This window comes from Pantoea sp. JK (genome assembly GCF_026130245.1).
Taxonomy (GTDB): Bacteria; Pseudomonadota; Gammaproteobacteria; order Enterobacterales; family Enterobacteriaceae; genus Pantoea; species Pantoea trifolii.
In genome coordinates, this window is sequence record NZ_JAINFN010000013.1 from 92889 (window position 1) to 116919 (window position 24031).

The 24031-nt window shown below is 53.3% G+C and carries 20 protein-coding genes and 1 rRNA gene; 9 read left to right on the forward strand and 12 right to left on the reverse strand.

What is annotated here, in order from left to right:
• Positions 1-45 precede the first annotated feature (45 nt).
• The 3 genes from PanJK_RS22415 to PanJK_RS22425 all read left to right on the forward strand — a co-directional run bounded on the left by PanJK_RS22415 (position 46) and on the right by PanJK_RS22425 (position 4261).
• Positions 46-981, forward strand: coding sequence for a quinone oxidoreductase family protein (locus PanJK_RS22415; RefSeq protein WP_265303099.1), 936 nt, complete (start codon positions 46-48; stop codon positions 979-981).
• A 92-nt stretch (positions 982-1073) separates the two neighbouring features.
• On the forward strand, positions 1074-2459 hold the full coding sequence (locus tag PanJK_RS22420) for a nucleobase:cation symporter-2 family protein (protein ID WP_265303102.1): 1386 nt from the start codon (positions 1074-1076) through the stop codon (positions 2457-2459).
• Between the two features lie 122 nt (positions 2460-2581).
• Entirely contained in the window at positions 2582-4261 is a 1680-nt protein-coding gene (locus PanJK_RS22425) for an AsmA family protein (protein WP_265303104.1), read from the forward strand.
• Positions 4262-4301: 40 nt separating this feature from the next.
• Here PanJK_RS22425 and fabY read toward each other — a convergent pair whose 3' ends face one another.
• The 5 genes from fabY to typA all read right to left on the reverse strand — a co-directional run bounded on the left by fabY (position 4302) and on the right by typA (position 9217).
• Positions 4302-5249, reverse strand: a complete 948-nt coding sequence (gene fabY / locus PanJK_RS22430) for a fatty acid biosynthesis protein FabY (protein WP_008109787.1) — start codon at positions 5247-5249, stop codon at positions 4302-4304.
• Positions 5250-5308: 59 nt separating this feature from the next.
• Positions 5309-5746, reverse strand: coding sequence for a D-aminoacyl-tRNA deacylase (dtd, locus tag PanJK_RS22435; protein ID WP_265303107.1), 438 nt, complete (start codon positions 5744-5746; stop codon positions 5309-5311).
• Positions 5743-6612: a virulence factor BrkB family protein gene (locus tag PanJK_RS22440; RefSeq protein WP_154183215.1), complete on the reverse strand. Its 870-nt coding sequence runs from the start codon at positions 6610-6612 to the stop codon at positions 5743-5745. Before PanJK_RS22440 ends, dtd begins: the two co-directional genes overlap by 4 nt.
• A gap of 3 nt (positions 6613-6615) precedes the next feature.
• Complete coding sequence (yihX, locus tag PanJK_RS22445; RefSeq protein ID WP_265303110.1) at positions 6616-7212, reverse strand: glucose-1-phosphatase; 597 nt, start codon at positions 7210-7212, stop codon at positions 6616-6618.
• Positions 7213-7396: 184 nt separating this feature from the next.
• A complete protein-coding gene (typA, locus tag PanJK_RS22450) occupies positions 7397-9217 on the reverse strand; it encodes a ribosome-dependent GTPase TypA (RefSeq protein WP_008109794.1) in 1821 nt (606 codons plus the stop codon).
• A gap of 439 nt (positions 9218-9656) precedes the next feature.
• Between typA and glnA the strand changes: the two genes are divergently transcribed.
• The 3 genes from glnA to glnG all read left to right on the forward strand — a co-directional run bounded on the left by glnA (position 9657) and on the right by glnG (position 13794).
• Positions 9657-11066, forward strand: coding sequence for a glutamate--ammonia ligase (gene glnA / locus PanJK_RS22455; protein ID WP_256697869.1), 1410 nt, complete (start codon positions 9657-9659; stop codon positions 11064-11066).
• Positions 11067-11327: 261 nt separating this feature from the next.
• Positions 11328-12377 (forward strand): nitrogen regulation protein NR(II), encoded by a 1050-nt coding sequence (gene glnL / locus PanJK_RS22460; protein ID WP_008109798.1) that lies wholly within the window; start codon positions 11328-11330, stop codon positions 12375-12377.
• Between the two features lie 7 nt (positions 12378-12384).
• Positions 12385-13794, forward strand: a complete 1410-nt coding sequence (gene glnG / locus PanJK_RS22465) for a nitrogen regulation protein NR(I) (protein WP_256697870.1) — start codon at positions 12385-12387, stop codon at positions 13792-13794.
• A 49-nt stretch (positions 13795-13843) separates the two neighbouring features.
• Here the strand turns inward: glnG and hemN are convergent, their stop codons facing one another.
• Together hemN and yihI are read right to left on the reverse strand one after the other, a co-directional pair.
• On the reverse strand, positions 13844-15217 hold the full coding sequence (gene hemN, locus PanJK_RS22470) for an oxygen-independent coproporphyrinogen III oxidase (RefSeq protein ID WP_265303116.1): 1374 nt from the start codon (positions 15215-15217) through the stop codon (positions 13844-13846).
• Positions 15218-15453: 236 nt separating this feature from the next.
• Positions 15454-15975 carry a Der GTPase-activating protein YihI gene (yihI, locus tag PanJK_RS22475; RefSeq protein ID WP_265303119.1) on the reverse strand — a complete coding sequence of 174 codons (522 nt, stop codon included), beginning with the start codon at positions 15973-15975 and terminating at the stop codon, positions 15454-15456.
• 555 nt (positions 15976-16530) lie between these two features.
• Here yihI and yihA point away from each other — a divergent pair.
• The gene (gene yihA, locus PanJK_RS22480; RefSeq protein ID WP_008109805.1) at positions 16531-17172 is read left to right on the forward strand and encodes a ribosome biogenesis GTP-binding protein YihA/YsxC; all 642 of its coding nucleotides are present in this window, start codon (positions 16531-16533) and stop codon (positions 17170-17172) included.
• Between the two features lie 395 nt (positions 17173-17567).
• Here yihA and polA read toward each other — a convergent pair whose 3' ends face one another.
• The 4 genes from polA to PanJK_RS22500 form a co-directional block, all read right to left on the reverse strand.
• Entirely contained in the window at positions 17568-20360 is a 2793-nt protein-coding gene (polA, locus tag PanJK_RS22485; protein WP_265303122.1) for a DNA polymerase I, read from the reverse strand.
• Between the two features lie 367 nt (positions 20361-20727).
• Positions 20728-21357, reverse strand: a complete 630-nt coding sequence (gene dsbA, locus PanJK_RS22490; protein ID WP_256697874.1) for a thiol:disulfide interchange protein DsbA — start codon at positions 21355-21357, stop codon at positions 20728-20730.
• A gap of 26 nt (positions 21358-21383) precedes the next feature.
• A complete protein-coding gene (locus PanJK_RS22495; protein ID WP_265303125.1) occupies positions 21384-22370 on the reverse strand; it encodes a serine/threonine protein kinase in 987 nt (328 codons plus the stop codon).
• Positions 22371-22416: 46 nt separating this feature from the next.
• On the reverse strand, positions 22417-22692 hold the full coding sequence (locus PanJK_RS22500; RefSeq protein ID WP_265303127.1) for a YihD family protein: 276 nt from the start codon (positions 22690-22692) through the stop codon (positions 22417-22419).
• Positions 22693-22763: 71 nt separating this feature from the next.
• On the opposite strand from PanJK_RS22500, the gene mobA reads away from it, so the two are divergent.
• Both mobA and mobB read left to right on the forward strand, forming a co-directional pair.
• On the forward strand, positions 22764-23339 hold the full coding sequence (mobA, locus tag PanJK_RS22505) for a molybdenum cofactor guanylyltransferase MobA (protein ID WP_265303129.1): 576 nt from the start codon (positions 22764-22766) through the stop codon (positions 23337-23339).
• Positions 23336-23839 (forward strand): molybdopterin-guanine dinucleotide biosynthesis protein MobB, encoded by a 504-nt coding sequence (gene mobB, locus PanJK_RS22510; RefSeq protein ID WP_265303132.1) that lies wholly within the window; start codon positions 23336-23338, stop codon positions 23837-23839. The genes mobA and mobB overlap by 4 nt, the downstream gene beginning before the upstream one ends.
• Positions 23840-23915: 76 nt before the next feature.
• On the opposite strand, the gene rrf is transcribed toward mobB, so the two are convergent.
• Positions 23916-24031, reverse strand: a 5S ribosomal RNA gene (gene rrf, locus PanJK_RS22515).

Consider the following 24031-nt stretch of genomic DNA (forward strand, 5'->3'; position numbering starts at 1 on the left):
TGTGTGCATATTACACATAGTTTCCACTTAACTGAAGGTGAAAGCATGAAAGCAGCGATTGTTTCCGCGGCAGGTGAACTGCCGGTTTACGGTGATTTCCCTGAACCGCAGGCTGATGAAAGCCATGTGGTGGTGACAGTAACAGCCGCCGCCGTCAGCCAGCTAGCGAAAGCACGCGCCGCCGGTACCCATTACAGCGCGGCCGCGCACTATCCCTTTATTACCGGCATTGATGGTACCGGCACGCTGAGCAATGGCGATCCGGTTTACTTTCTCGCTTTTGATGCGCCGTGGGGCAGCATGGCGGAAAGAACCTTAGTGCCCGCCGAAAGCATCATTTCGTTGCCGGCCACACTGGATCCGGTGCTGGCCGCCGCGCTGGCGAATCCGGGCATGTCATCCTGGGCAGCATTAACCCGACGCGCCCAGCTGCGCACCGGTGAAACTGTATTGATCAATGGCGCAACCGGCACGTCGGGCGGTTTAGCGGTGCGTATTGCACAGCATCTGGGCGCAGGAAAAATCATTGCCACCGGGCGTAATCGCGCCGCGCTGGATCAACTGCGTGCGCAGGGTGCTGACCTCACTTTCTCGCTGGATGAATTGCCTGGCGCATTACCGGCGTTGATGAAAGAAGGCGTTGATGTGGTGCTGGATTATCTGTGGGGACAGAGCGCGCTCGATATCATGCACGCCGCCGTGGCGGGTGGTGAAAAAACGGTGCGCTTTGTGCAAATCGGTTCCTTAAGCGGACAGGAAATTACCCTGCACAGCAAGCTGCTGCGCTCGTCCGGGCTGACATTAATGGGCAGCGGCCTCGGCAGCGTGTCGGATAAAGAGTTGATCGCCTGCATCGGTGAAATGCTGACGGCCGCCGCCGAGAGCGATTTTTCCATCGCCTTCCAGATGCGCCCGCTGAGTGACATTGCGCTGGCGTGGCAGGAAGATGATAGCCGCTGCCGCACGGTGTTTACGCTCTAGATCAACGGAAGTAAAAAGGGGCATTGCAAACGATTGCTTTCACAACGCAACCGTTTAAAATCGCCCCTTTGTTGTAATTGAGAACGTCCACCATGTCCGTCAACACCGCTGAAACTCGCCAGCCTGCCAGCGCTGCAAGCCCGAAAAGTGAACTGATTTACCGCCTCGAAGATCGTCCACCGTTACCACAAACCTTGTTTGCTGCCTGCCAGCATTTGCTGGCGATGTTTGTCGCGGTGATTACGCCCGCGCTATTAATTTGCCAGGCGCTGGGTTTACCGGCGCAGGATACGCAGCACATCATCAGCATGTCGCTGTTTGCCTCGGGCGTGGCATCCATTCTGCAAATCAAAACCTGGGGACCGGTGGGTTCCGGCCTGTTGTCGATTCAGGGCACCAGTTTTAACTTCGTCACGCCGCTGATCATGGGCGGTATGGCGCTGAAAAACGGCGGCGTTGATGTACCAACCATGATGGCGGCGCTGTTTGGCACGCTGATGGTGGCGTCGTGTACCGAAATGGTGCTGTCACGCGTGCTGCACCTGGCGCGCCGCATCATTACGCCGCTGGTTTCCGGCATTGTGGTGATGATTATTGGTCTGTCGTTGATTCAGGTCGGTTTGACCTCTATCGGCGGCGGCTTTGCTGCGATGAGCGATCACACGTTCGGTGCCCCGAAAAACTTATTGCTGGCAGCTTCGGTATTGGTGGTGATTATCCTGCTTAATCGTCAGCGTAATGCTTATCTGCGCGTGGCTTCGCTGGTGATCGCGATGGCGGTAGGTTATGCGCTGGCCTGGGCGCTGGATATGCTGCCTGCCACCAGCACGACAGCCGATCAGCCGCTGATTGCCGTGCCATCGCCGCTCTACTATGGGCTGGGCTTTGACTGGAATCTGCTGATTCCGCTGATGCTGGTGTTTATGGTGACCTCATTGGAAACCATTGGCGACATCACCGCGACCTCTGATGTTTCCGAGCAGCCGGTGAGTGGTCCGCTGTATATGAAGCGTCTGAAAGGCGGCGTGTTGGCAAACGGGCTTAACTCCTTTGTCTCGGCGCTGTTCAATACTTTCCCGAACTCCTGTTTTGGCCAGAACAACGGCGTGATTCAGCTTACCGGCGTTGCCAGCCGCTATGTGGGGTTTGTCGTGGCGCTGATGCTGATCGTGCTTGGCCTGTTCCCGGCCGTGAGCGGTTTTGTGCAGCACATTCCGGAACCGGTGCTGGGCGGAGCAACCATTGTGATGTTCGGTACCATCGCCGCGTCTGGCGTGCGCATTGTTTCACGCGAGCCGCTGAATCGTCGTGCCATCATGATTATCGCGCTGTCGCTGGCGGTCGGTTTGGGCGTTTCTCAGCAGCCGCTGATTCTGCAATTTGCCCCAGACTGGCTGAAAACCCTGCTTTCATCTGGTATTGCGGCCGGTGGTATTACCGCCATCGTGCTGAACCTGATCTTCCCGCAAGAAAAGTAATCCAGACGGCAGGCTTCGGCCTGCCTGATATTTATCCGCATTTACATCCAGGCTGTTGAGCTGTAACGGTAATTCAGGCATAACAACCACTCACCGGATAAATATCGGGATGGATGAGTGCGATGAAATTTTTAGGCAAGTTTTTCCTTACCTTACTGCTGCTAATTCTGCTGGCGCTGGTAGTGCTGTATGTGTTGCTGCAAACACAATGGGGCGCAGGTTGGTTTAGCCGCTGGGTAAGCGATAAAACCGCCTGGCATCTCTCTCTCAGCAAGATTGAGCACGGCTTCTCCTCTCCTTCGCACATCATTCTCGATGACTTCAGCTTTGGCCATGATGGCCAGCCCGCCGTGTTGGTGGCGAAACGCGTTGATCTCGGCCTTGCGCTGGTTCAGTTTAGCGATCCGCTGCACTTCAACAGCATCGAAATACGCGACGGTGAAATCAATCTGGCTAATCAAGCGCCCGATACCACGCTGCCGATTCAGGCCAATCGCCTGCAGCTGAATAACGTGCGCATTGAGAATCCGCATAGCGCGTTGCCGATGACCGCTCAGCGCGTGAACGGCGGTCTTCTGCCGTGGAAACCGCTGCCTAACGACGTGCTGGGCAGCGACGCGCAGTTCCAGATCAGCGCCGGCACTCTGACGCTGGATGGTGTGCCGGGCAACAACGTGCTGCTGCAGGGCAGCATTAAGCAACGTCGTCTGGTGCTGAGCAATATCGGTGCCGATCTGGCGCGCGGTTCGATGACCGGCAACGCCGAACGTGATGCGCAGGGTAACTGGAAGATCGACCAACTGCGCCTCAACGATATCCGTTTGCAAACCCATCAAAGCATGAGCGACTTCCTCAATCCGCTGCGCGATGTGCCATCAGTGAGCATCAACCGACTGGATATGACCGATGCGCGCCTGCAAGGACCGGATTGGGCGGTGACCGATCTCGATTTAACCCTGAAAAATGTCACGCTGCGCGGCGATGATTGGGAAAGCGATGGCGGCTCTCTCTCCATGAACGCCGGGAATTTCATTAACGGTGGCTTTGAGCTCAACGATCCTATCGTTAATGCCGATCTCTCGCCGCAGGGTATCGCGCTGACGCAGTTCAGTTCGCGTTGGGTGAATGGCGTGGTGCGCGCCAGCGGCAACTGGACGCGCAGCGACAAACGTTTAACGCTGGATGAACTGGCGGTCGCCGGGCTGGAATATACCTTGCCGCAAAACTGGCGTGAGCGCTGGCAGCAAACCTTACCGGATTGGCTGGATAGCGTGCTGATAACCCGCGCTACCGCCAACCGTAACCTGATTATTGATATCAATCCGGCGTTCCCGTTCCAGATGACGTCACTGGATGGCAGCGCGGATAACCTGCTGCTGGCACGTCAACATCAGTGGGGAATCTGGGCCGGTAAAGCCAGCTTCAACGCGGCTGAAGCCACCTTCAATCGCACCGATCTGCGCCATCCATCCATTGCGCTGAATGCCAATGACCAGCAGATTCAGGTAACGGAGTTGAGCGCCTTTAACGGCAGCGGTTTACTGGAAGGTTCAGCAACGGTTGGGCAGGATGCGCAACGTCCGCTGACGCTGAATCTGAAAGGCCAGGCTGTGCCGGCAAACGTGCTGGGAAATTGGGGTTGGCCTACGCTGCAGTTAAGTGGCAACAGTAATTTGCAGCTGCAGGTGAAAGGTTCGTTGAACGCCAGCGCGCCGCTGCGCCCAAGCGTGGAGGGTACGTTGTCAGTGACGACCGATGCGCAGTCGGTGCAGCAGACGATGCGGGGCGGGCAGGTTCAGTGAGGTAAAATAGAAAGGTCGCCATGAATGGCGACCCTACGTGTTAGTTGATACGAGCGCCGGAACCGCCCTCCTCCAGCGCCCCGTCCGAATCGGCGGGCAAGACGATATACACGCCTTCGAATACCGCGCCCAGCTCATCATCACCAAACAGCTCCACTTCCATCTGTACACGCGCTTTGCGGCCTCGCGCCAAACGGTCTAGATCGCCGCTGAGCGATCCGAGATCGGCAATCGCGCCCGGACGGCCGCTGATCGGTTTGCTGTAGCGAATATGCGCATCCGCCAGAATAATGGTGCCACCGAGATGGCGCTCGCGCAGCAGCAGCCAAATTAAACCCCAACCGGTGAGCGTGGCGAGCGAAAACAGGCTGCCCGCAAATAAGGTGTGATGGGGATTCTGGTTGCCCGCTTCGGGCATGGTGGTAACGAATTTCTGCCCGGTGTATTGCAGAATGCGCACGCCCATTTTTTCACTCAACGGGATGTGCTCATACCAGGCTTGTTGCAGCTGTCCGCACCAGTCGGCGCGATGCAGAATATCGTCGAGCGTCACCACCGGTTTGATCATCAGGAAGTGGCGCACCGGCGTGGTTTGCGGCGCGGTGATTTCACCCTGATTGACGTAGCCAAGCTTGGCGAAGAATTCGACCGCGTCTTCACGCGCGCTACAGGTGACGCGTTTCGCTCCTTCCTGACGCGCAACCGATTCCAGCGTCATCGCCACCAGCGTGCCAAGACCTTTGCCCTGCACGGAAGGATGCACGGCAAGGAAGCGAATCGCCGCTTCGTTCTCAGCGTTGATGTACAGACGACCGATCGCCACCGGTTTGCCCTGCTCATCCACCACCATTTGATGATGTGCCAGCGCATCCCAGGCATCACGCTCAGAACCCTGCGGCTGACGCAGCGGCTTTCGTAACATTTCCCAGCGGAACTGGTAATACATATCCAGCTCTTCCGCCGTTTGCGGTACGCGAAGATGATACATAAAGTGATTCTCTCGTTCGAAGCTTACGTGGCTAAGTCCTTGCCGCTCGGCTGAAACCCTCACACCTGTAACCAGAAGGTCACCGGACCATCGTTTACCAATGAAACCTGCATATTGGCGGCGAAGCGCCCGTTTGCGGTGGCCACGCCCTGTGCTCGGCAGCAATCGCTAAAGTATTCATAGAGGCGCTCGGCTTCCGCCGGTTCTGCGCCGCCAGAGAAAGAGGGACGCATACCTTTATTGGTATCTGCGGCGAGGGTGAATTGCGACACCACCAGCACGCTGCCACCTGCCTGCTGCACATTGAGATTCATTTTGTCGTTCTCATCCGCAAAGATGCGGTAGCCCAGCACGCGCTCGGTTAGACGCTGCGCTTTTTGTTCGTCGTCGCCCTTTTCCACACCCAATAACACCAATAACCCATTGCCAATTTCGCCCACTGTTGCGTCGTCAACGCTAACACTGGCGCGGCTGACGCGCTGAATCAAAGCAATCATGTTTCCTCACGTTCTTTTTCGCGTTCCTGCTGTTTTAGCTGGCGATAGTCATCCAGCGTGACGGTGATTTCCGCGCCTAACAACACAATACACCACGACCAATAGACCCAAAGGAACAGAATGGGGATGACCGCCAGAACGCCGTAAATTAACTGATACGAAGGGAACATCGTAACATAGAGCGCAAAGCCTTTTTTGCCCAGCTCGAACAGCAATCCGGCAACGATGGCGCCGATAAGTGCATCGCGCGTGGGCACGCGCCGCGTCGGCACAATGCTATACAGCAGCCAGAAAGCGAGGATTGAGAGGCACAGCGGGAAAATACGGAGCAGCTGATCAACCAGACTGGTTACGCCTGTCACACTCAACCACCGCAGCGATAACAGATAGGAGCTGAGCGCTAAGCTTGCGCCCGCCAGCAGCGGCCCGAGCGTTAAGATCATCCAGTAAACGGCAAACGAATAGACCATCGGACGCGGCTTATCGCTGCGCCAGATGGCGTTTAATGCGCTATCCACCGAATGCATCAGCAGCAACGCGGTGACGATCAACCCCACAATACCAATCGCCGTCATCTTATTGACGTTGGCGACGAACTGGTCGAGATAACGCTGAATCACGTCGCCCGTTGCTGGGATGAAGTTGGTAAAAATGAAGTTCTTCAACTGCACGCTGATATCCGAGAACATCGGAAAAGCAGCAAACAGCGCGAACACCACGGCAATCAGCGGCACCAATGCCAGCAATGAAACGTAGGCGAGATTACCCGCCTGCGTCGTCATGTTGTCATCGTCAATGCGTCGCCACAGCAGTTTTACCCACAAATAAAAGGCATGCGCCGAGTGGCGCAGATGTCGTTGGTTCAGCACTCAGAGACGACCCGCAAACCAGTCCGGCACGGTTTTATCATCAACCACCAGCACGCTTTCAATACCAAGCGCGCGCGCAGCGTCGATATTGGCCTGGTTATCATCGAAAAACACCGCCTGATTGGCCTGATAACCTTCGTGCTGCAGCACATAGTGATAGATGCGCGCTTCCGGCTTACGCATGCCAATATCCTGCGACATATAAAGATGATCGGCCGCCTGTTGAACATCGGGATATTGGGTTGGCCAGAACTCGAAGTGCAGCTGATTGGTATTGGACAGGATCACCACGCGCTCGCCCTTGGCACGCAGCTTGTTCATGATCGCCAGCGTTTCCGGACGCACGCCGACAAAGACCGCCTGCCAGCCAGCGGTGAATTGCGGATAGCTCAGCGCGATATCCAGCTGGTCGCAGATACGTGCAGCAAATTCCGGATCGCTGATTTCACCGCGTTCGTGTTGCTCAAAAGCCTCATCCATGCGGAAACGACTTTGCAGCGTGGATAACGGCACGCGCCCCAAATCGCTCCAGACGCCGAGCACACGATTGAAATCGATATCAACAATCACATTGCCTAAATCAAAGATGTACAGCATGACGCCTCCTCTTTTCGTTCCCTGGATCATTCACTTTAGCGGCAAAAGTGGGAGCTGAACAGGGACGAAAGGCGGGAAATCAGTAATCTGGAGGCGGAGCCAAACTTCATTAAGCGAGCGTTGCAGCGGGTTGCAGGCATAAAAAAGCCCCGCAAGTGCGGGGCTCAATATCAGACTGTTTCGCTTACTCTTTGCTGCCGCGAGAAGAACGCTTACGATCGTTCTCGGTCAGGTGACGTTTACGAATACGGACTGACAACGGAGTCACTTCTACCAGTTCGTCATCATCGATGAACTCGATAGCCTGTTCCAGCGTCATTTTCTGCGGTGGAACCAGAGTGGTGGCTTCGTCAGTACCTGACGCACGCATGTTGGTCAGTTTCTTACCGGTCAGGCAGTTTACTGTCAGGTCGTTAGAACGGCTGTGAATACCGATGATCTGGCCTTCATACACTTCCGCACCGTGACCCAGGAACAGCTTACCGCGATCCTGCAGACCGAACAGGGCGAACGCGACCGCTTTACCCTGACCGTTTGAGATCAGCACGCCGTTCTGACGCTGGCCCACTTCGCCTGGACGAACGTCGTCGTAGTGGCTGAAGGTGGAGTACAGCAGACCGGTACCTGAAGTCATGGTCATGAATTCGTTACGGAAGCCGATCAGACCACGGCTTGGGATCATGTAGTCAAGACGTACACGGCCTTTGCCATCTGGATCCATGTTTTTCAGGTCGCCTTTACGCTCACCCATCGCTTGCATCACAGAACCCTGGTGGGTTTCTTCGATGTCGAGGGTCACGTTTTCGAATGGCTCCTGCTTACGGCCTTCGTGCTCACGGAAGATTACTTTCGGACGGGATACCGCCAGCTCGAAACCTTCACGACGCATGTTCTCGATCAGAACCGACAAGTGCAGCTCACCACGACCAGAAACGCGGAACGCATCCGAATCTTCGGTTTCTTCAACGCGCAGTGCCACGTTGTGGACCAGCTCTTTGTTCAGACGCTCCAGAATCTGGCGCGAAGTCACGAACTTACCTTCTTTACCGCAGAACGGTGAGGTGTTCACGTTGAAGAACATGGTCACGGTTGGTTCGTCGACGCTCAGGGCTGGCAACGCTTCCACATTCTGCGTGTCGCAGATGGTGTCAGAGATGTTCAGCTCGCCCAGACCGGTGATCGCGATGATGTCGCCCGCTTCCGCCAGGGTGCTTTCGATACGCTCCAGACCAAGGTGGCCCAGCACTTTACCGACTTTACCGTTACGGGTTTTGCCTTCGCTATCAATGATAGTGACTTGCTGGTTCGGCTTCACGGTACCGCGCTTGATGCGGCCGATGCCGATCACGCCCAGATAGTTGTTGTAGTCCAGCTGCGAGATTTGCATCTGCAGTGGCGCTTCAACTTCAACCTGAGGTGGAGAAACGTGGTCAACGATCGCCTGATACAGCGGGGTCATGTCGTCAGCCATGTCGGTGTGTTCCAGACCCGCGATACCATTCAACGCCGAAGCGAAGATGATCGGGAAGTCCAGCTGCTCGTCAGTCGCATCCAGGTTAACGAACAGGTCAAATACCTGATCAACAACCCAATCAGGACGCGCGCCCGGACGGTCAACTTTGTTGATAACCACAATCGGCTTCAAACCATGAGCAAATGCTTTCTTGGTTACGAAGCGGGTTTGCGGCATAGGGCCATCCATCGCATCTACAACCAGCAGCACCGAATCCACCATGGACATGACGCGCTCCACTTCACCACCGAAGTCGGCGTGTCCTGGGGTATCAACGATGTTGATACGGTAGTCATTCCATTTGATGGCGGTGTTTTTTGCGAGGATGGTAATCCCACGCTCTTTCTCCAAATCGTTGGAGTCCATTACGCGCTCAGTCGCTTCGGTACGAGCATCAAAAGTACCGGACTGTTGGAGCAGCTTGTCAACCAGGGTGGTCTTACCATGGTCAACGTGCGCGATGATGGCGATGTTACGCAAATTTTCGATCACAGCTTTGCCTCAGGCATTATAGAAATAACGCGGTATTGTACACGGATTAAGCGGAAGACTGAACATGATCACAGATTTCGCCGAAAGTTTCTCGTAGCGCTGGTTTTTAGCACCGTTTACGGTGCATTAATCTGCACTGCGATGGCAATTTGCACCAAATTAGTGCTTAACTTGACCTGCGGCGCACCATTACGATGCATGCAATCCATCCTGGTGCAGCCTTCGACTCACGAAAGGGCGCATTGTAGCGCCATTTTCGCCATTGTCATAAAGTTGGCACAGAATTCGCTTTATATATTTTAAGCGAAAACGACAGTTATAAAACGGTTGATAGAGCTTGCCGAGATCTTTGGTTAGGAATGGTCAGCAGTCATGACACATTCCCGGCAACGAAGTTCTCTCACCATGACGATAATGACCATTTCCAGGAGAGTTGAGTATGTCCGCTGAACACGTTCTCTCGATGATGAACGAGCATGAAGTTAAGTTTGTTGACCTGCGTTTTACCGATACCAAAGGTAAAGAACAGCACGTTACTATCCCTGCTCACCAGGTTAACGCTGACTTCTTCGAAGAAGGCAAAATGTTCGATGGCTCCTCCATCGGTGGCTGGAAAGGCATTAACGAATCAGACATGGTGCTGATGCCGGACGCAACCACTGCAGTAATGGATCCGTTCTTCGAAGACTCGACCCTGATCATCCGTTGCGACATCCTTGAGCCAGGCACACTGCAGGGCTATGACCGTGACCCACGCTCCATTGCTAAGCGTGCAGAAGAGTTCCTGCGTTCTTCAGGCATCGCGGATACCGTGCTGTTTGGACCAGAGCCAGAGTTCTTCCTGTTCGATGACATCCGTTTCGGTTCTTCTACTTCAGGTTCACACGTTGCTATCGACGATATCGAAGCAGCATGGAACACCGGTAAAGAGTACGAAGGCGGTAACAAAGGTCACCGTCCAGGTCTGAAAGGCGGTTACTTCCCAGTGCCACCGGTTGACTCAGCACAGGACATCCGTTCTGCCATGTGTCTGACCATGGAGCAGATGGGTCTGGTGGTTGAAGCACATCACCACGAAGTAGCGACTGCTGGTCAGAACGAAGTGGCAACCCGCTTCAACACCATGACCAAAAAAGCTGACGAAATTCAGATCTACAAATACGTGGTGCACAACGTCGCTCACGCGTACGGCAAAACTGCAACCTTCATGCCTAAGCCAATGTTCGGTGATAACGGTTCTGGTATGCACTGCCACATGTCCCTGTCAAAAGGCGGCGTGAACCTGTTCTCTGGCGACAAGTACGGCGGCCTGTCTGAAACTGCTCTGTTCTACATCGGCGGTATCATTAAGCACGCTAAAGCGATTAACGCCCTGGCGAACCCAACCACCAACTCATACAAGCGTCTGGTCCCAGGCTACGAAGCGCCCGTTATGCTGGCTTACTCTGCCCGTAACCGTTCTGCTTCTATCCGTATCCCAGTGGTTGCTAGCCCGAAAGCACGTCGTATCGAAGCACGCTTCCCGGATCCAGCGGCTAACCCATACCTGGCATTCACCGCGCTGCTGATGGCCGGTCTTGATGGCGTTATCAACAAGATCCACCCTGGCGATGCGATGGACAAAAACCTGTATGACCTGCCTCCGGAAGAAGAAGCTGAGATTCCAAAAGTTGCAGGTTCTCTGGAAGAAGCACTGAACGCACTGAACGAAGATCGCGAGTTCCTGACCCGTGGCGGCGTGTTCACTGATGACGCTATCGATGCATACATCGAACTGCGTAAGTCAGACGTTGACCGCGTGCGTATGACTCCGCACCCAGTTGAGTTCGAACTGTACTACAGCGTTTAATCAGCATTAAAGATTCGCGGATTTTGCATCGCCGCAAGGCGGCAATCGAGAGAATCCCGGGGAGCTGAGATAACTCAGTGACTCGGGTGAACGAGTGCAGCCAACGCAGCGGCGGTGTAAAAGACGCCGAAGATTTTATATTGCCGTGGAAACTTTAGCCCATCTCCGGATGGGCTTTTTTCTCCGCGCATTCATGGTTCGAAGCACAGATTTCCGTCCTGAAAGGCTATAATGCACTAAATTAGTGCAGAGGAACGCTGTATGGCAACTGGCACGCTGCCCGACGCGGGGCAGATTCTCAACTCCCTGATCAACAGTATTTTGCTGGTCGATAACGATTTAGTTATCCATTACGCCAATCCGGCGGCTCAGCAATTACTGGCGCAAAGCTCACGTAAATTGTTCGGCACGCCATTACCGGAATTAACCGGCTATTTTTCGCTGAATATTGAGGTGATGAGCGAGAGTCTCGGAGCTGGCCAGGGCTTTACCGATAGCGAAGTCACGTTGGTGGTCGATGGCCGCGCGCACATTATGTCGCTCACGGCACAGCGCTTACCGGATGGCTTTATTCTGCTGGAAATGGCGCCGATGGATAATCAACGTCGTCTTAGCCAGGAACAAATTCAGCATGCTCAGCAGGTCGCGGCCCGCGATTTAGTGCGCGGCCTGGCGCATGAAATCAAAAACCCGCTGGGAGGATTACGTGGTGCCGCGCAGTTGCTGACTCGCGCGTTACCCGATCCTTCCCTGCATGAATATACACGCATCATTATTGAGCAAGCCGATCGACTGCGTAATCTGGTCGATCGCCTGCTCGGCCCGCAACAGCCGGGCTTGCACGTAACGCAAAGCATTCATCAGGTCGCCGAGCGCGTGGTGAATCTGGTGTCGATGGAGTTGCCGGATAACGTCTCGCTGGTGCGTGATTACGATCCAAGCCTGCCGGAACTGCCGCACGATCCCGACCAGATTGAACAGGTGCTGTTGAATGTGGTGCGTAACGCGCTGCAAGCGTTGGGCGATGAAGGCGGTACCATTGTGATTCGCACGCGTACGGCCTTCCAGCTCACGCTGCACGGCACGCGTTATCGTTTAGTTGCACGTATTGATATTGAAGATGATGGCCCAGGGATTCCGGCCCAGCTACAAGACACCCTGTTCTATCCGATGGTTAGCGGACGCGAAGGCGGCACCGGTTTAGGTCTGTCCATCGCCCGTAGCCTGATCGATCAGCATTCAGGGAAAATAGAATTTAACAGTTGGCCAGGACACACCGAATTCTCGGTTTACCTGCCTATTCGCCAGTGAGGTTTCTATGCAACGAGGGATAGTCTGGATCGTCGATGACGATAGCTCCATCCGCTGGGTGCTTGAAAGGGCACTCACTGGAGCCGGTTTGAGCTGTGCAACCTTTGACAGCGCTAACGAGGTATTGGACGCGCTCGCAAGCAAAACCCCAGACGTATTATTGTCAGACATTCGTATGCCTGGCATGGATGGACTTACGCTGCTGAAACAGATTAAGCAGCGTCATCCGATGCTGCCGGTGATCATTATGACCGCGCACTCCGATCTGGATGCCGCCGTCAGTGCTTATCAGCAAGGTGCGTTTGATTACCTGCCAAAGCCGTTTGATATTGATGAAGCGGTGGCGCTGGTTGAGCGAGCGATTAGCCATTATCAGGAACAGCAGCAGCCGCGTAATCAGCCCGTCAGCGGCCCAACCACCGACATTATCGGCGAAGCGCCGGCCATGCAGGATGTGTTCCGCATCATTGGTCGTCTTTCACGCTCCTCAATTAGCGTGCTGATCAACGGTGAATCCGGTACCGGTAAAGAGTTGGTGGCACATGCGCTGCATCGTCATAGTCCGCGTGCGAAGTCCCCTTTTATCGCGCTGAACATGGCGGCGATACCCAAAGATTTGATTGAATCAGAGCTGTTTGGTCACGAGAAAGGCGCATTTACCGGTGCGAACCAGATTCGTCAGGGACGTTTTGAGCAGGCCGATGGCGGCACGCTGTTCCTCGATGAAATTGGTGACATGCCGCTTGATGTGCAGACCCGCTTGTTACGCGTTTTGGCCGATGGCCAGTTTTATCGCGTTGGCGGCTATGCGCCGGTGAAAGTGGATGTGCGTATTATCGCGGCAACCCATCAGAATCTTGAGCTGCGCGTGCAGGAAGGCAAATTCCGTGAAGACTTGTTCCATCGTCTTAACGTGATTCGCGTTCATCTGCCGCCGCTGCGTGAACGCCGCGAGGATATTCCGCGCCTGGCGCGTTACTTCCTGCAGGTCGCTGCACGTGAGTTAGGCGTGGAAGCGAAGATTCTGCATCCGGAAACCGAAACCGCGCTGACGCGTCTGCATTGGTCCGGTAACGTGCGCCAGCTGGAAAATACCTGTCGCTGGTTGACGGTGATGGCAGCGGGCCAGGAAGTATTGATTCAGGATCTGCCGCCTGAGCTGTTTGAATCCAGCACGCCAGACAATCCGGTGCAGTCGTTACCGGACAGCTGGGCCACGCTGCTGGCGCAGTGGGCAGATCGCGCCCTGCGTTCCGGTCATCAAAATCTGTTGTCGGAAGCACAGCCGGAGATGGAGCGCACCCTGCTCACCACCGCGCTGCGTCACACGCAAGGGCACAAACAGGAAGCGGCACGCTTGCTCGGCTGGGGACGTAATACCCTTACGCGTAAGTTGAAAGAGCTGGGAATGGAATAACGCGCACGTTGTGCGTTTTGATACAGGGGAGCGAATGAGCTCCCCTTTTTTATATCACTCGCGAGAACTGCTGCATGCGCACCTTTTGGCGCATATACACATCGAAGCACATACAGATGTTTCGAATCAGCAAACGGCCGACGCCAGTAACGTGCAGACTGCGACCGCGCTGTTGCACTAATCCATCCGCCACCAGCGGCGATAACAGCGCTAAATCCTCGGCAAAATAACGTTCAAACTCAATCGGGTATTGCGCTTCTATCGCGGCAAAATCCAGTGCGAAATTGCAGATTAAAGCTTTAATCACATCGCGGCGCAAACCATCATCATCACTCAACGTGAGCCCGCGCCACAGCGCATTGCCGCGCTGCTCGACATCTGCGTAATAGGCTTTCAACTCTTTGTGATTTTGCGCATAGCTGTCGCCCAGCATACTGATGGCCGACACGCCCAAACCGAGCAGATCGGTTTCGCCCTGCGTGGTGTAGCCCTGAAAATTACGATGCAGTTCGCCGGCGCGTTGTGCCACCGCCAGTTCATCATCCGGACGCGCGAAGTGATCCATGCCGATAAACTGGTAACCTTCGCCGGTTAAGGTGGCGATGGTTTCCTGCAGGATTTGTAGTTTCTGTGCCGCGCCTGGCAGTTCGTCATCTTTAATTTTGCGCTGCGCAGCGAACAACGTCGGCATGTGCGCATAGTTGAAGACGCTGAGGCGATCGGGATTAAGTGCAATAACGCGCTGTAAAGTGAAGGCGAAGCTTTCCGGTGTCTGCAGCGGCAAACCATAAATCAGATCGAGGCTAACCGAACGGAAGCCCCGCTCACGCGCACGCTGTACCAGCGCGAAGATGGTTTCTTCGTCCTGCACGCGATTCACGCGCTCCTGCACCGCTTTATTAAAGTCCTGCACGCCCATGCTCAGGCGATTGAAACCTTCCGCGCGGAGATGATCGATCATCTCCGGTTCGATTTCACGCGGATCAACCTCGATCGACATTTCGACATCATCGGCAATGGTAAAATGATCGCGTAGCAGCGCCACCAACCGGCTCACCTGCTGCTGGTTGAGGAATGTCGGCGTACCGCCGCCCCAATGCAGCTGAGTGACGCTGCGCCCCGCAAACAAGGGCGCACGCTGGCGGATTTCCCGCTCCAGCACATCGAGGTAGCGATCGGCTTTATGCAGCTGGCGTGTCACGATTTTATTGCAACCGCAGAAGTAGCAAAGACGATGGCAAAACGGGATATGCACATACAGCGATAACGGACGATCGGGATAGCGCTGCACGGCGTGCTGAAAATCAGCCTCGCCAAAGTTCTCACTGAACTCAAGCGCGGTAGGATAAGAGGTATAACGCGGGCCAGCGTAATTGTATTTTTCGATGAGGCGCTGATCCCAATCAATCTGCTGCGATGACATGCTCACTCCTTACGGTGACGTCGTCTGAGAGAGGGTCGCGTAGCAGAAGAGTGGACGAAGCGATGGGCTGAACGCCGACGTAAACGCGACTTCAGACGCGACAGGCGGCGTAGTTTAAACAATAACCAGATCAGATAACATGTCAGTAGCAGCGCGAAAATTGATCCAGGCCAAAACATAGGTGAATACCTGTTTAGCACGGCATGCGCGAAAACGCATGCCGATCAAAATTGGCCTTAATTGCCTTTGAGCAGGCGCATCATATCTTCTTCAGCCTGCTCATCTTCCGCTTCGTCATCCAGCGCGATGCCTAACGTTTCCATCAGCTCGTCAATGCGGTCTAAGGTTTGATCCAGCCAGGCCTGATCTTCGCCACTTAAGGTTTCACCGTTTTCCAGGCGATCCAGCAGCGTATCCAGACGTTCGTCATTTTCCAGCTTCGCCAGCTCTTCTTGCGGCGTCAGGCGAACTTTTTCCGCTTTTGGCTTTGGCTTCGCTTCAGGCTTTTTCGCCGGCTGGATTTTACCATCAGCGACTAATGCAATCGGCGTTTTGCTGCCCAGGCGTGGATCCTGAGCTTTTTTACCCTGACCTTTGCCAGCGGTTTGCGTTTCCGGATTAGCGCGGCTGCCAGATTTATGGCCGCTATGCTTTTTATCGCGTTTGCGATCGCGCGCTTCCTGATTAAGGTCTTCACGCGATTTGCGTTTGGCTTTCGCAGCAGGTTTGCCACGCGGGGCTGATGCAGGTTGCTTCATGGTGTCCGGTCTCGGCGATGCTTTGTGAGTTCAGTATAGAATTGCGGCGAAATCTAGCAGAAAGTAAGCAAAGAAAAAAGGCGATAGCCTATGCTATCGCCTTTTATCGCACCTTCATACGAAGGAAACACTGAATAAATCCTTTACGGCTCACAACGTCCCGGTTGCTCCATCGCCACATCGCTCCTGCGATTAATCCCTGTCCTTGTTCGATTCCTGCCTGAATCGCTTCCCGCCATGCTCTTGGTCATCCCCGACACTCCTGAGCTCATCATCCTGATGGGTGCTGCCGTGCACTGACAACAAATGTAGACTAATAGGTAAAATCAACAAGTGAGACTTGTCTCTATTTTAGAGTGGTATTTCCTACAAACACTTCAACCCATTGAAATTAAATGCCTAAAATCATTGTTAATATTCCATGAAGCGGTAATCGCTGGCAGTAAAAATCATAGATCTCTTACAAAATGACGCGTTTAGACGCTATCGGGCACTTTTGCGCCATTACAGGTATAATCAGCCCAATTGCCCGATTCATTTTGCTGGAGTTTCACTTTGTCTGCTTTGAACTATCACATGACCCATTTCATGCTCAGCGCCCCGGATATTCGCCATTTACCGGCGGATGTGGGCATAGAAGTTGCTTTTGCCGGGCGCTCGAATGCAGGCAAATCCAGCGCGCTGAACACCATCACCAACCAAAAGGGTCTGGCACGTACCAGTAAAACGCCAGGTCGTACCCAGCTGATTAACCTGTTTGAAGTGGTTGAAGGTAAATGTCTGGTCGATTTACCCGGTTATGGCTATGCCCAGGTTCCGGAAGAGATGAAGCGCAAATGGCAAAAGTCTCTGGCGGAATATTTACAGAAACGCCAGGCATTGAAAGGCCTGGTGGTATTGATGGATATACGCCATCCGCTGAAAGATCTCGATCAGAACATGATTGAATGGGCCGTGCAGAGCCAGATTCCCGTGCTGGTCTTGCTGACCAAAGCCGACAAGCTGGCATCCGGCGCGCGTAAAGCACAGCTGACGATGGTACGCGAAGCGTCGTTGGCCTTTAACGGTGATGTGCAGGTAGAAATGTTCTCGTCACTGAAGAAGATGGGCGTTGATATTGTGCGTAAGAAGTTGGACAGCTGGTTTAGCGAACTGGAGCCTGCGCAAGAAGGCGACGGCGAAGAAACAGCAGAGTAATTTTGTTGCGGCTTTTGCGAAAAAGCCCAATAAAAAACGCCCCAGTCATAAATGACTGGGGCGGCTAAATATTCAGCCAAATCCGATTACGTGAAGTAAAAGGTCTGAAAGATAGAACATCTTACCTCTGTACCCTACGCGACAAACTCTACCTGATTTTCCGCGCCCTACAAAGGGTTTTTTGTTGTTAAGTTTCAGGATTCGACATCTTTTTTACTAAGTTCATCACACTTTCACGTGTGCGATGTAGTTTAATTACTAAAAAAATGCTTAGCCGATAAGTAGTTACAAAACGCGCATTTAATAGACCGCTTTGTGAGGTTGCTGAACCGATTAAGTAAACATTTTTCTTATGATGATGTCAGCGGCACGCAAATACCGCTGAATACGCATAATCAGTGCGCCTCATCCCAGTTATCGCCGGACCCGACCTCAACCTGCAGCGGCACATCCAGCTTCATGCTGTTCTCCATCAGGTCACGGATGGTCTTAATCGAGCTATCTACCGCGTCGCTGCGAATCTCAAACACCAGTTCATCGTGTACCTGCATAATCATGCGCACGGCATCGTCTTTTTGCTCTAACAGCCAGCCATCCACCGCAATCATCGCGCGTTTGATGATGTCTGCCGCCGTGCCTTGCATTGGGGCGTTGATCGCCGCACGCTCCGCTGCTTTACGACGAATGGCATTGCTGGAGGTAATATCAGGCAGCCACAAGCGACGACCATCAAGCGTTTCAACATAGCCTTTCTCTGCCGCCTTCGCGCGCGTCTCTTCCATATAACGCAACACGCCCGGATAGCGTTCAAAGTAGAGATCCATGTATTTCTTCGCCTCACCCGCGCCGATATTCAGCTGGCGAGAGAGACCAAACGCGCTCATTCCGTAGATCAGGCCAAAGTTGATCGCCTTAGCACTGCGACGCTGCTCGCCCGATACTTTGCCAAGCGCCACACCAAATACTTCTGACGCGGTGGCGCGGTGGATATCTTCGCCCTGAGCAAACGCATCCAGCAGACCTTTATCTTGCGACAAATGCGCCATGATGCGCAGTTCAATCTGTGAGTAGTCCGCAGCAACAATACGATTGCCCGGCCCGGCGATAAACGCCTGGCGAATTCGGCGCCCTTCTTCGTTGCGCACCGGGATATTTTGCAGATTAGGATCGGTAGACGAGAGTCGTCCTGTCGCGGTTACCGCCTGATGATAGGAAGTATGCACGCGGCCGGTAACCGGATTGATCATCAGTGGCAGCTTATCGGTGTAAGTCGATTTCAACTTCGATAAACCACGATGTTCAAGAATCACTTTCGGCAATGGATAATCGAGCGCCAGCTCAGCCAATACTTCTTCGCTGGTCGACGGTGCGCCGCCCGGCGTTTTCTTGGTTGGCTTGATTCCCTGCTTTTCAAACAGAATGGTTTGCAGCTGTTTAGGTGAAGAGAGATTGAACGGTTCGCCCGCCAGCTCGTGCGCTTTCAGCTCCAGTTCGGCCACACGCGTGGTCAGCTCCTGCGAGTGTTTCGCCAGGATATTCTGGTCAATCAGCACACCGTTGCGCTCAATACGCGATATCACCTTCAACAACGGCATTTCGATCTCTTCAAATACCTGTTTCGGCCCCGCTTCCGGCTCCAGCTTCTCCCACATTTTCAGATGCAATTGCAGCGTGACATCGGCATCTTCCGCCGCATAGTGACCGGCTTGCTCGATAGCAATTTGGTTAAAAGTGAGCTGATTTTTGCCTTTGCCCGCGATCTCTTCAAACGTCACCGTTTTATGGTTCAGCCAGCGCGCGGCCAGGCTATCCATATCGTGTTTTCCACCCACGCTGTTCAGGCAATAGGATTCCAGCATGGTGTCGAATTTGATGCCGTTCAGTTCGATGTCGTAATTCTTCAGCACGCCACGATCGTATTTAAGATTCTGGCCAACCTTCGCCGCTTTGCCATCTTCCAGCAGCGGTTTTAGCTGCTTCAGTACTTCGCTACGATCCAGCTGATCTGGCGCATCCAGATAATCGTGGGCGACCGGCAGATAAGCCGCTTCACCCGGCGCGACGGCAAACCCAATACCGACAATGTTGGCGCTTAAGGTATCCAGCGAGTCGGTCTCAAGATCGAAAGCGAAGAGCTCGGCGCTTTTCAGCTTTTTCAGCCATTCAGTAAATGTCGCTTCATCGAGGATAGTGACGTAGCCATCCGCAGAGAGCACGCTGGTCGCTTCGGCAGCGGGCGCAGCAGGTTCGCTGAGGTGCGCTTTCTTAGTCTGCGCGTTGCTCTTTTTACCTTGTTGCAGCCATGAGCCATCCTGCAAATCGGTGATCCAGCGCTTAAATTCATAGCGGCTAAACAAGGTTTGCAGTGCTTCTACATTGGGTTCATTGACAACGAGCTGATCGCACGTCAGATCCATTTCAACATCGGTTTTGATGGTTGCCAGCTGATAAGACAGGAAAGCGACATCGCGATTTTGCTCCAGCTTAGCCGCCATGGTTTTCGCGCCGCGGAACGAGAGATCGGCCACTTTATCGAGATTGTCATAGATTGACTGCATACCACCCAAGCCTTGCAGCAGCGCCTGTGCGGTTTTCTCACCGACGCCCGGCACGCCCGGAATGTTGTCCGAGCTGTCGCCCATCATGGCAAGGAAATCGATAATCAACGCGGGTGGCACGCCATATTTCTGCTCGACCTCTTCCGGACCAAGCACAGTATTGGTCATGGTGTTGATCAAGGTGATCGCAGGCGTCACCAACTGCGCCATATCTTTATCGCCGGTGCTGATCAACACCGGGCGACCGAGTTTTTCCGCTTCTAGCGCCAGCGTACCGATGACATCATCCGCCTCAACGCCAGAAACCGCCAATAGCGGCAGACCCATCGCTTTCACCATTTCATGCAGCGGCTCAATCTGCGCACGCAGATCGTCTGGCATCGGCGGACGGTGCGATTTGTAGTGCTCAAACAGCTCATCGCGGAAAGTTTTGCCTTTTGCATCGAAGACCACAGCCACATGGCTTGGCTGATACTGCATCAACAAGCTTTTCAGCATGTTGAGCACACCATACATGGCGCCAGTTGGCTCGCCTGCACTGTTCGTTAGCGGCGGAAAGGCATGATATGCACGGTACAGATAAGATGAGCCGTCGACCAGAATCAGGGGATTTTCTGCAATTTGCGCCATAGGTTCGTATTTTCTTCGTTGCGATAATGAGGGCTATAAGGATGCCACAACCGGAGGAGAATGTTGAATGCACTCGGGGAAGTCAGGATCTTTTTCGTCGTTACGCGGCATGGATCGCAAGGATCAATCTGTGGATAAGTTTGTGCGTAAAAATCATAACGTATTGTTATTTACGTTAATTGCAATTACTTTAATATTAAAAATTAAATTATATCAGTTAGTTAAATACTTACCGTGACCTCATCCGCTCTAATTAAAAGACGATCGTCGATGTGGATATTAAGCGGAAGGTCAATAAATACATCTTATAAGTATGAGAGAAAAGGCAATAAAAAACGCCGGCAGTGCCGGCGTTCTGAAAACTAAATTACTTCTTTTCTACCAGGAATTTCACTACGTTGGCGTAATCAGCAACGAAGTTGTCCATTGAGCTGGTATCCAGGCCACCGTTGTTAACCATATATTTGCCGTTAACAAAGATTGCTGGCACACCTTGCAGATTGACGTCTGCTGCCGCTTTCTGCTGCTGCGCAACTAGCGCTTTTACAGCGAAGCTGTTCCACGCTGCATCGTAATCTTCTGAAGAGATACCCGCCGCTTTAATAAAGGTCTCTTTCAGGCTTGCTGCATCGGTAACGGTTTGGGTTTTCTGAATACCATCGAAGATCGGTGCAGTAACTTTGCTTTCTACGCCCAGCGCCATGGCAACAGCCCATGCCTGAGTGACAACCGGACCGAATTGACCGCCAAGGAAATCAACGTGGTATTTGGTCACTTTCGTATCCGCCGGCAGGTTCTTTTTCACTGCATCGCTCACGTGATAAACGCGTTCGAACTGGTAGCAATGTGGGCAGAAGAAGGAGAAGAACTCCAGAACCTGCGGCTCACCCGCCACTGGCTTTGGCAAAGTAACGAACTGCTTACCCTCGTTGAACTGTGCCGCTGAGGCGCCAAATGCCAGCATTAAACCTACCAGCGCAAACATGATCTTTTTCATCGTGAAACAATCTCCTGAGTACTTCATTAATATTGCGGGCTAAGCTGCAACGGCGGTTCCTGTAGCAGCCTTTCCTGCTCGATAAATAATGCAATCTGCCGGCGCCAAAAATCCTCATCTGTCATCCAGGGAAAGGCGCGCGGAAAAGCGGGATCCTGCCAGCGGCGTACCACCCAGGCCAAATAATAAACCATGCGCATAGCGCGTAAAGGCTCAATCAGTGACAATTCATGTAAATCAAAATCACCGAATTCATTATAGGCTTCCAGCAAAATGTCCCATTGAATCAATTGTTCCTGACGATCGCCATTGACCAGCATCCACAAATCCTGCACTGCTGGTCCGTTACGGGCATCATCAAGATCGACAAACATCGGGCCTTCACGCCACAGAATATTGCCGGGATGGCAATCGCCGTGCAACCTTAACGGCTGCCATTGGCTATGCCAGCGCTGCTGCAGTGTCGCGCTGAGCTTATCAACGGCAGCAAGCAGTAAGTCCTTGAGTGAAGACGGAACTAACGCGCTTTGTTCCAGCTCCTGGCGTGGTTGAAACACATACTCTTCAAGGCCGAAGGTGGGCCGCCGCTGAAACAGGCTTTGCTTTGCGGTTTGGTGGATGCGGCCCAGAAAGCGGCCAACCCATTCCATCTGATCCTCGTTATCGGTTTCATATTGCCGCCCGCCTAAACTGGGGAAGACCGCGTACATGAAGCCGGCATGATGATTCAGCGTGCTGCCCTGCAGAACGAGCGGCGCGGCAACCGGTACTTCATCCTCTAATAAATCCTGAGTGAACTGATGCTCTTCAAGGATCTGTTGCGCGCTCCAGCGCTGCGGACGATAAAACTTAGCCACATAGCGGCGTTTATCATCATCGCTGAACTGATAGACGCGGTTTTCATAGCTATTGAGGGCGGTTAAGCCTGATTCGACACGCAGACCCGCATCCCAAAGTGCATCAAGGATGACATCGGGATTCAGCGTCTGGAAATTAAAGGCGGCTTCGCTCATCATTTGGCCTGTGTGTTACCTTTGCGATTAATGCGCAAGGATAACATTACTCATAATCCTTAATCACACCGCGTGCACGTAATAGCGCGGTTTTGAAGTCCACTTCATAATCCTTTTTCAGGCCGGGAATGACACTCTGGCTATCTGTGTCACGCATTTTGAGATGGTAAATCAATACATCATCGGTTAATTCACTTAATGGGCCACTGAAACCAGATTCCTGCGCCAGTTTTTGCAAAAATGCCAGCAAATTGAGATCGGGATCCTTTTGCCATGCCGGTTGCAGGAGCTCGAGCAGTTCATTGAGTCGGTGATATTTCATCATTGATTCCTTATGCAGATGGTACGCTGCCGCTCAGTAAGTATCGTCCAGAATGAAGCAAGGAGACGAAGATGACAGCATTTACCGGCGTGATCCTCGCGGGTGGCCAAGGCAGCCGTATGGGAGGCCTTGATAAAGGATTATTGATGTTACAGGGCGAACCCCTTTATCAGCACGTTTTGCGGCGATTTCGGCCGCAGGTCAATATTGTGTTGATAAGCGCTAACCGTAACATTGATCGCTATCAGGCAAGTGGTTGTCAGGTTGTTACCGATTCATTGCCCGATTATCCCGGACCGCTGGCTGGCATGCTCAGCGGTTTACGCAGCAGTGAAACCGAATGGGTCGCTTTCTGCGCTTGCGATACGCCATGGATCCCCAATGATTTCGTCGCGCGTTTATGGCAGCAGCGTAATGATGCGCCCGCCGTGTGGGTGAAGTCTTCCCTGCGTGATCATCCATCCTTAGCGCTGGTCAATCGTGCGCTCGCTGATGATCTTGAAGCCTGGCTACTGCGCGGCAAGAGACGCCTGATGCAGTTTTTACATGAGAATGGCGGGCATGCCGTTGCGTTTTCGGATCCAGAATCTGCGTTTCGCAATATCAACACACCAGATGACCTCGTGAATGAGGAAAAATGTTTATGAGCCTGCGCTTACTGGCAATTACGGCGTGGAGCGGGACCGGAAAAACGACCTTGCTCGAGCAGGTTATCCCGCTGCTCAAAGCTCGGGGGATTCGACCAGGCTTAATTAAGCACACACATCATCAGATGGATATCGATACGCCGGGGAAAGACAGCTATTTACTGCGCAAAGCTGGGGCGGATCAAGTGATCGTCGCCAGTAATCAGCGCTGGGCGTTGATGGCTGAAACACCCGATAGGCCGCTAAGCCTGATGCAATTAGCATCGCAGATGGATAGCTCGGCATTAGATCTGGTGCTGGTAGAGGGTTTCAAAGATGAGGCGGTCCCCAAAATTGCACTTTGGCGGCGTGGCGTTAAAGGTAGGGTTGAGGATTTGCTGGATCAGTATGTAATTGCAGTCGCTGCTGATGAAGATTTAGAACTGAATTTGCCGGTATTGGATATTAATCAACCAATGCAGGTTGCTGATTTTATTGCTCAGTGGCTGAACAAGCGTTGAATTAGTAGATTTTTTACTAATATCCGGATGTAAAAAAGCCCCGAACTTTCGTTCGGGGCTTCTTCACTTATTTGATGCCTGGCAGTTCCCTACTCTCGCATGGGGAGACCCCACACTACCATCGGCGCTACGGCGTTTCACTTCTGAGTTCGGCATGGGGTCAGGTGGGACCACCGCGCTAAAGCCGCCAGG

What these genes read in the sequence shown, in the direction of transcription:
- yihX (WP_265303110.1), bottom strand. Translation starts at nt 7,212, where the DNA reads ATGCTGTACATCTTTGATTTAGGCAATGTGATTGTTGATATCGATTTC.
- fabY (WP_008109787.1), bottom strand. Translation starts at nt 5,249, where the DNA reads ATGTATCATCTTCGCGTACCGCAAACGGCGGAAGAGCTGGATATGTAT.
- glnA (WP_256697869.1), top strand. Translation starts at nt 9,657, where the DNA reads ATGTCCGCTGAACACGTTCTCTCGATGATGAACGAGCATGAAGTTAAG.
- PanJK_RS22495 (WP_265303125.1), bottom strand. Translation starts at nt 22,370, where the DNA reads ATGAGCGAAGCCGCCTTTAATTTCCAGACGCTGAATCCCGATGTCATC.
- mobA (WP_265303129.1), top strand. Translation starts at nt 22,764, where the DNA reads ATGACAGCATTTACCGGCGTGATCCTCGCGGGTGGCCAAGGCAGCCGT.
- PanJK_RS22420 (WP_265303102.1), top strand. Translation starts at nt 1,074, where the DNA reads ATGTCCGTCAACACCGCTGAAACTCGCCAGCCTGCCAGCGCTGCAAGC.
- PanJK_RS22500 (WP_265303127.1), bottom strand. Translation starts at nt 22,692, where the DNA reads ATGAAATATCACCGACTCAATGAACTGCTCGAGCTCCTGCAACCGGCA.
- hemN (WP_265303116.1), bottom strand. Translation starts at nt 15,217, where the DNA reads ATGTCATCGCAGCAGATTGATTGGGATCAGCGCCTCATCGAAAAATAC.
- polA (WP_265303122.1), bottom strand. Translation starts at nt 20,360, where the DNA reads ATGGCGCAAATTGCAGAAAATCCCCTGATTCTGGTCGACGGCTCATCT.
- glnL (WP_008109798.1), top strand. Translation starts at nt 11,328, where the DNA reads ATGGCAACTGGCACGCTGCCCGACGCGGGGCAGATTCTCAACTCCCTG.
- mobB (WP_265303132.1), top strand. Translation starts at nt 23,336, where the DNA reads ATGAGCCTGCGCTTACTGGCAATTACGGCGTGGAGCGGGACCGGAAAA.
- PanJK_RS22415 (WP_265303099.1), top strand. Translation starts at nt 46, where the DNA reads ATGAAAGCAGCGATTGTTTCCGCGGCAGGTGAACTGCCGGTTTACGGT.
- glnG (WP_256697870.1), top strand. Translation starts at nt 12,385, where the DNA reads ATGCAACGAGGGATAGTCTGGATCGTCGATGACGATAGCTCCATCCGC.
- dsbA (WP_256697874.1), bottom strand. Translation starts at nt 21,357, where the DNA reads ATGAAAAAGATCATGTTTGCGCTGGTAGGTTTAATGCTGGCATTTGGC.
- PanJK_RS22425 (WP_265303104.1), top strand. Translation starts at nt 2,582, where the DNA reads ATGAAATTTTTAGGCAAGTTTTTCCTTACCTTACTGCTGCTAATTCTG.
- yihI (WP_265303119.1), bottom strand. Translation starts at nt 15,975, where the DNA reads ATGAAGCAACCTGCATCAGCCCCGCGTGGCAAACCTGCTGCGAAAGCC.
- dtd (WP_265303107.1), bottom strand. Translation starts at nt 5,746, where the DNA reads ATGATTGCTTTGATTCAGCGCGTCAGCCGCGCCAGTGTTAGCGTTGAC.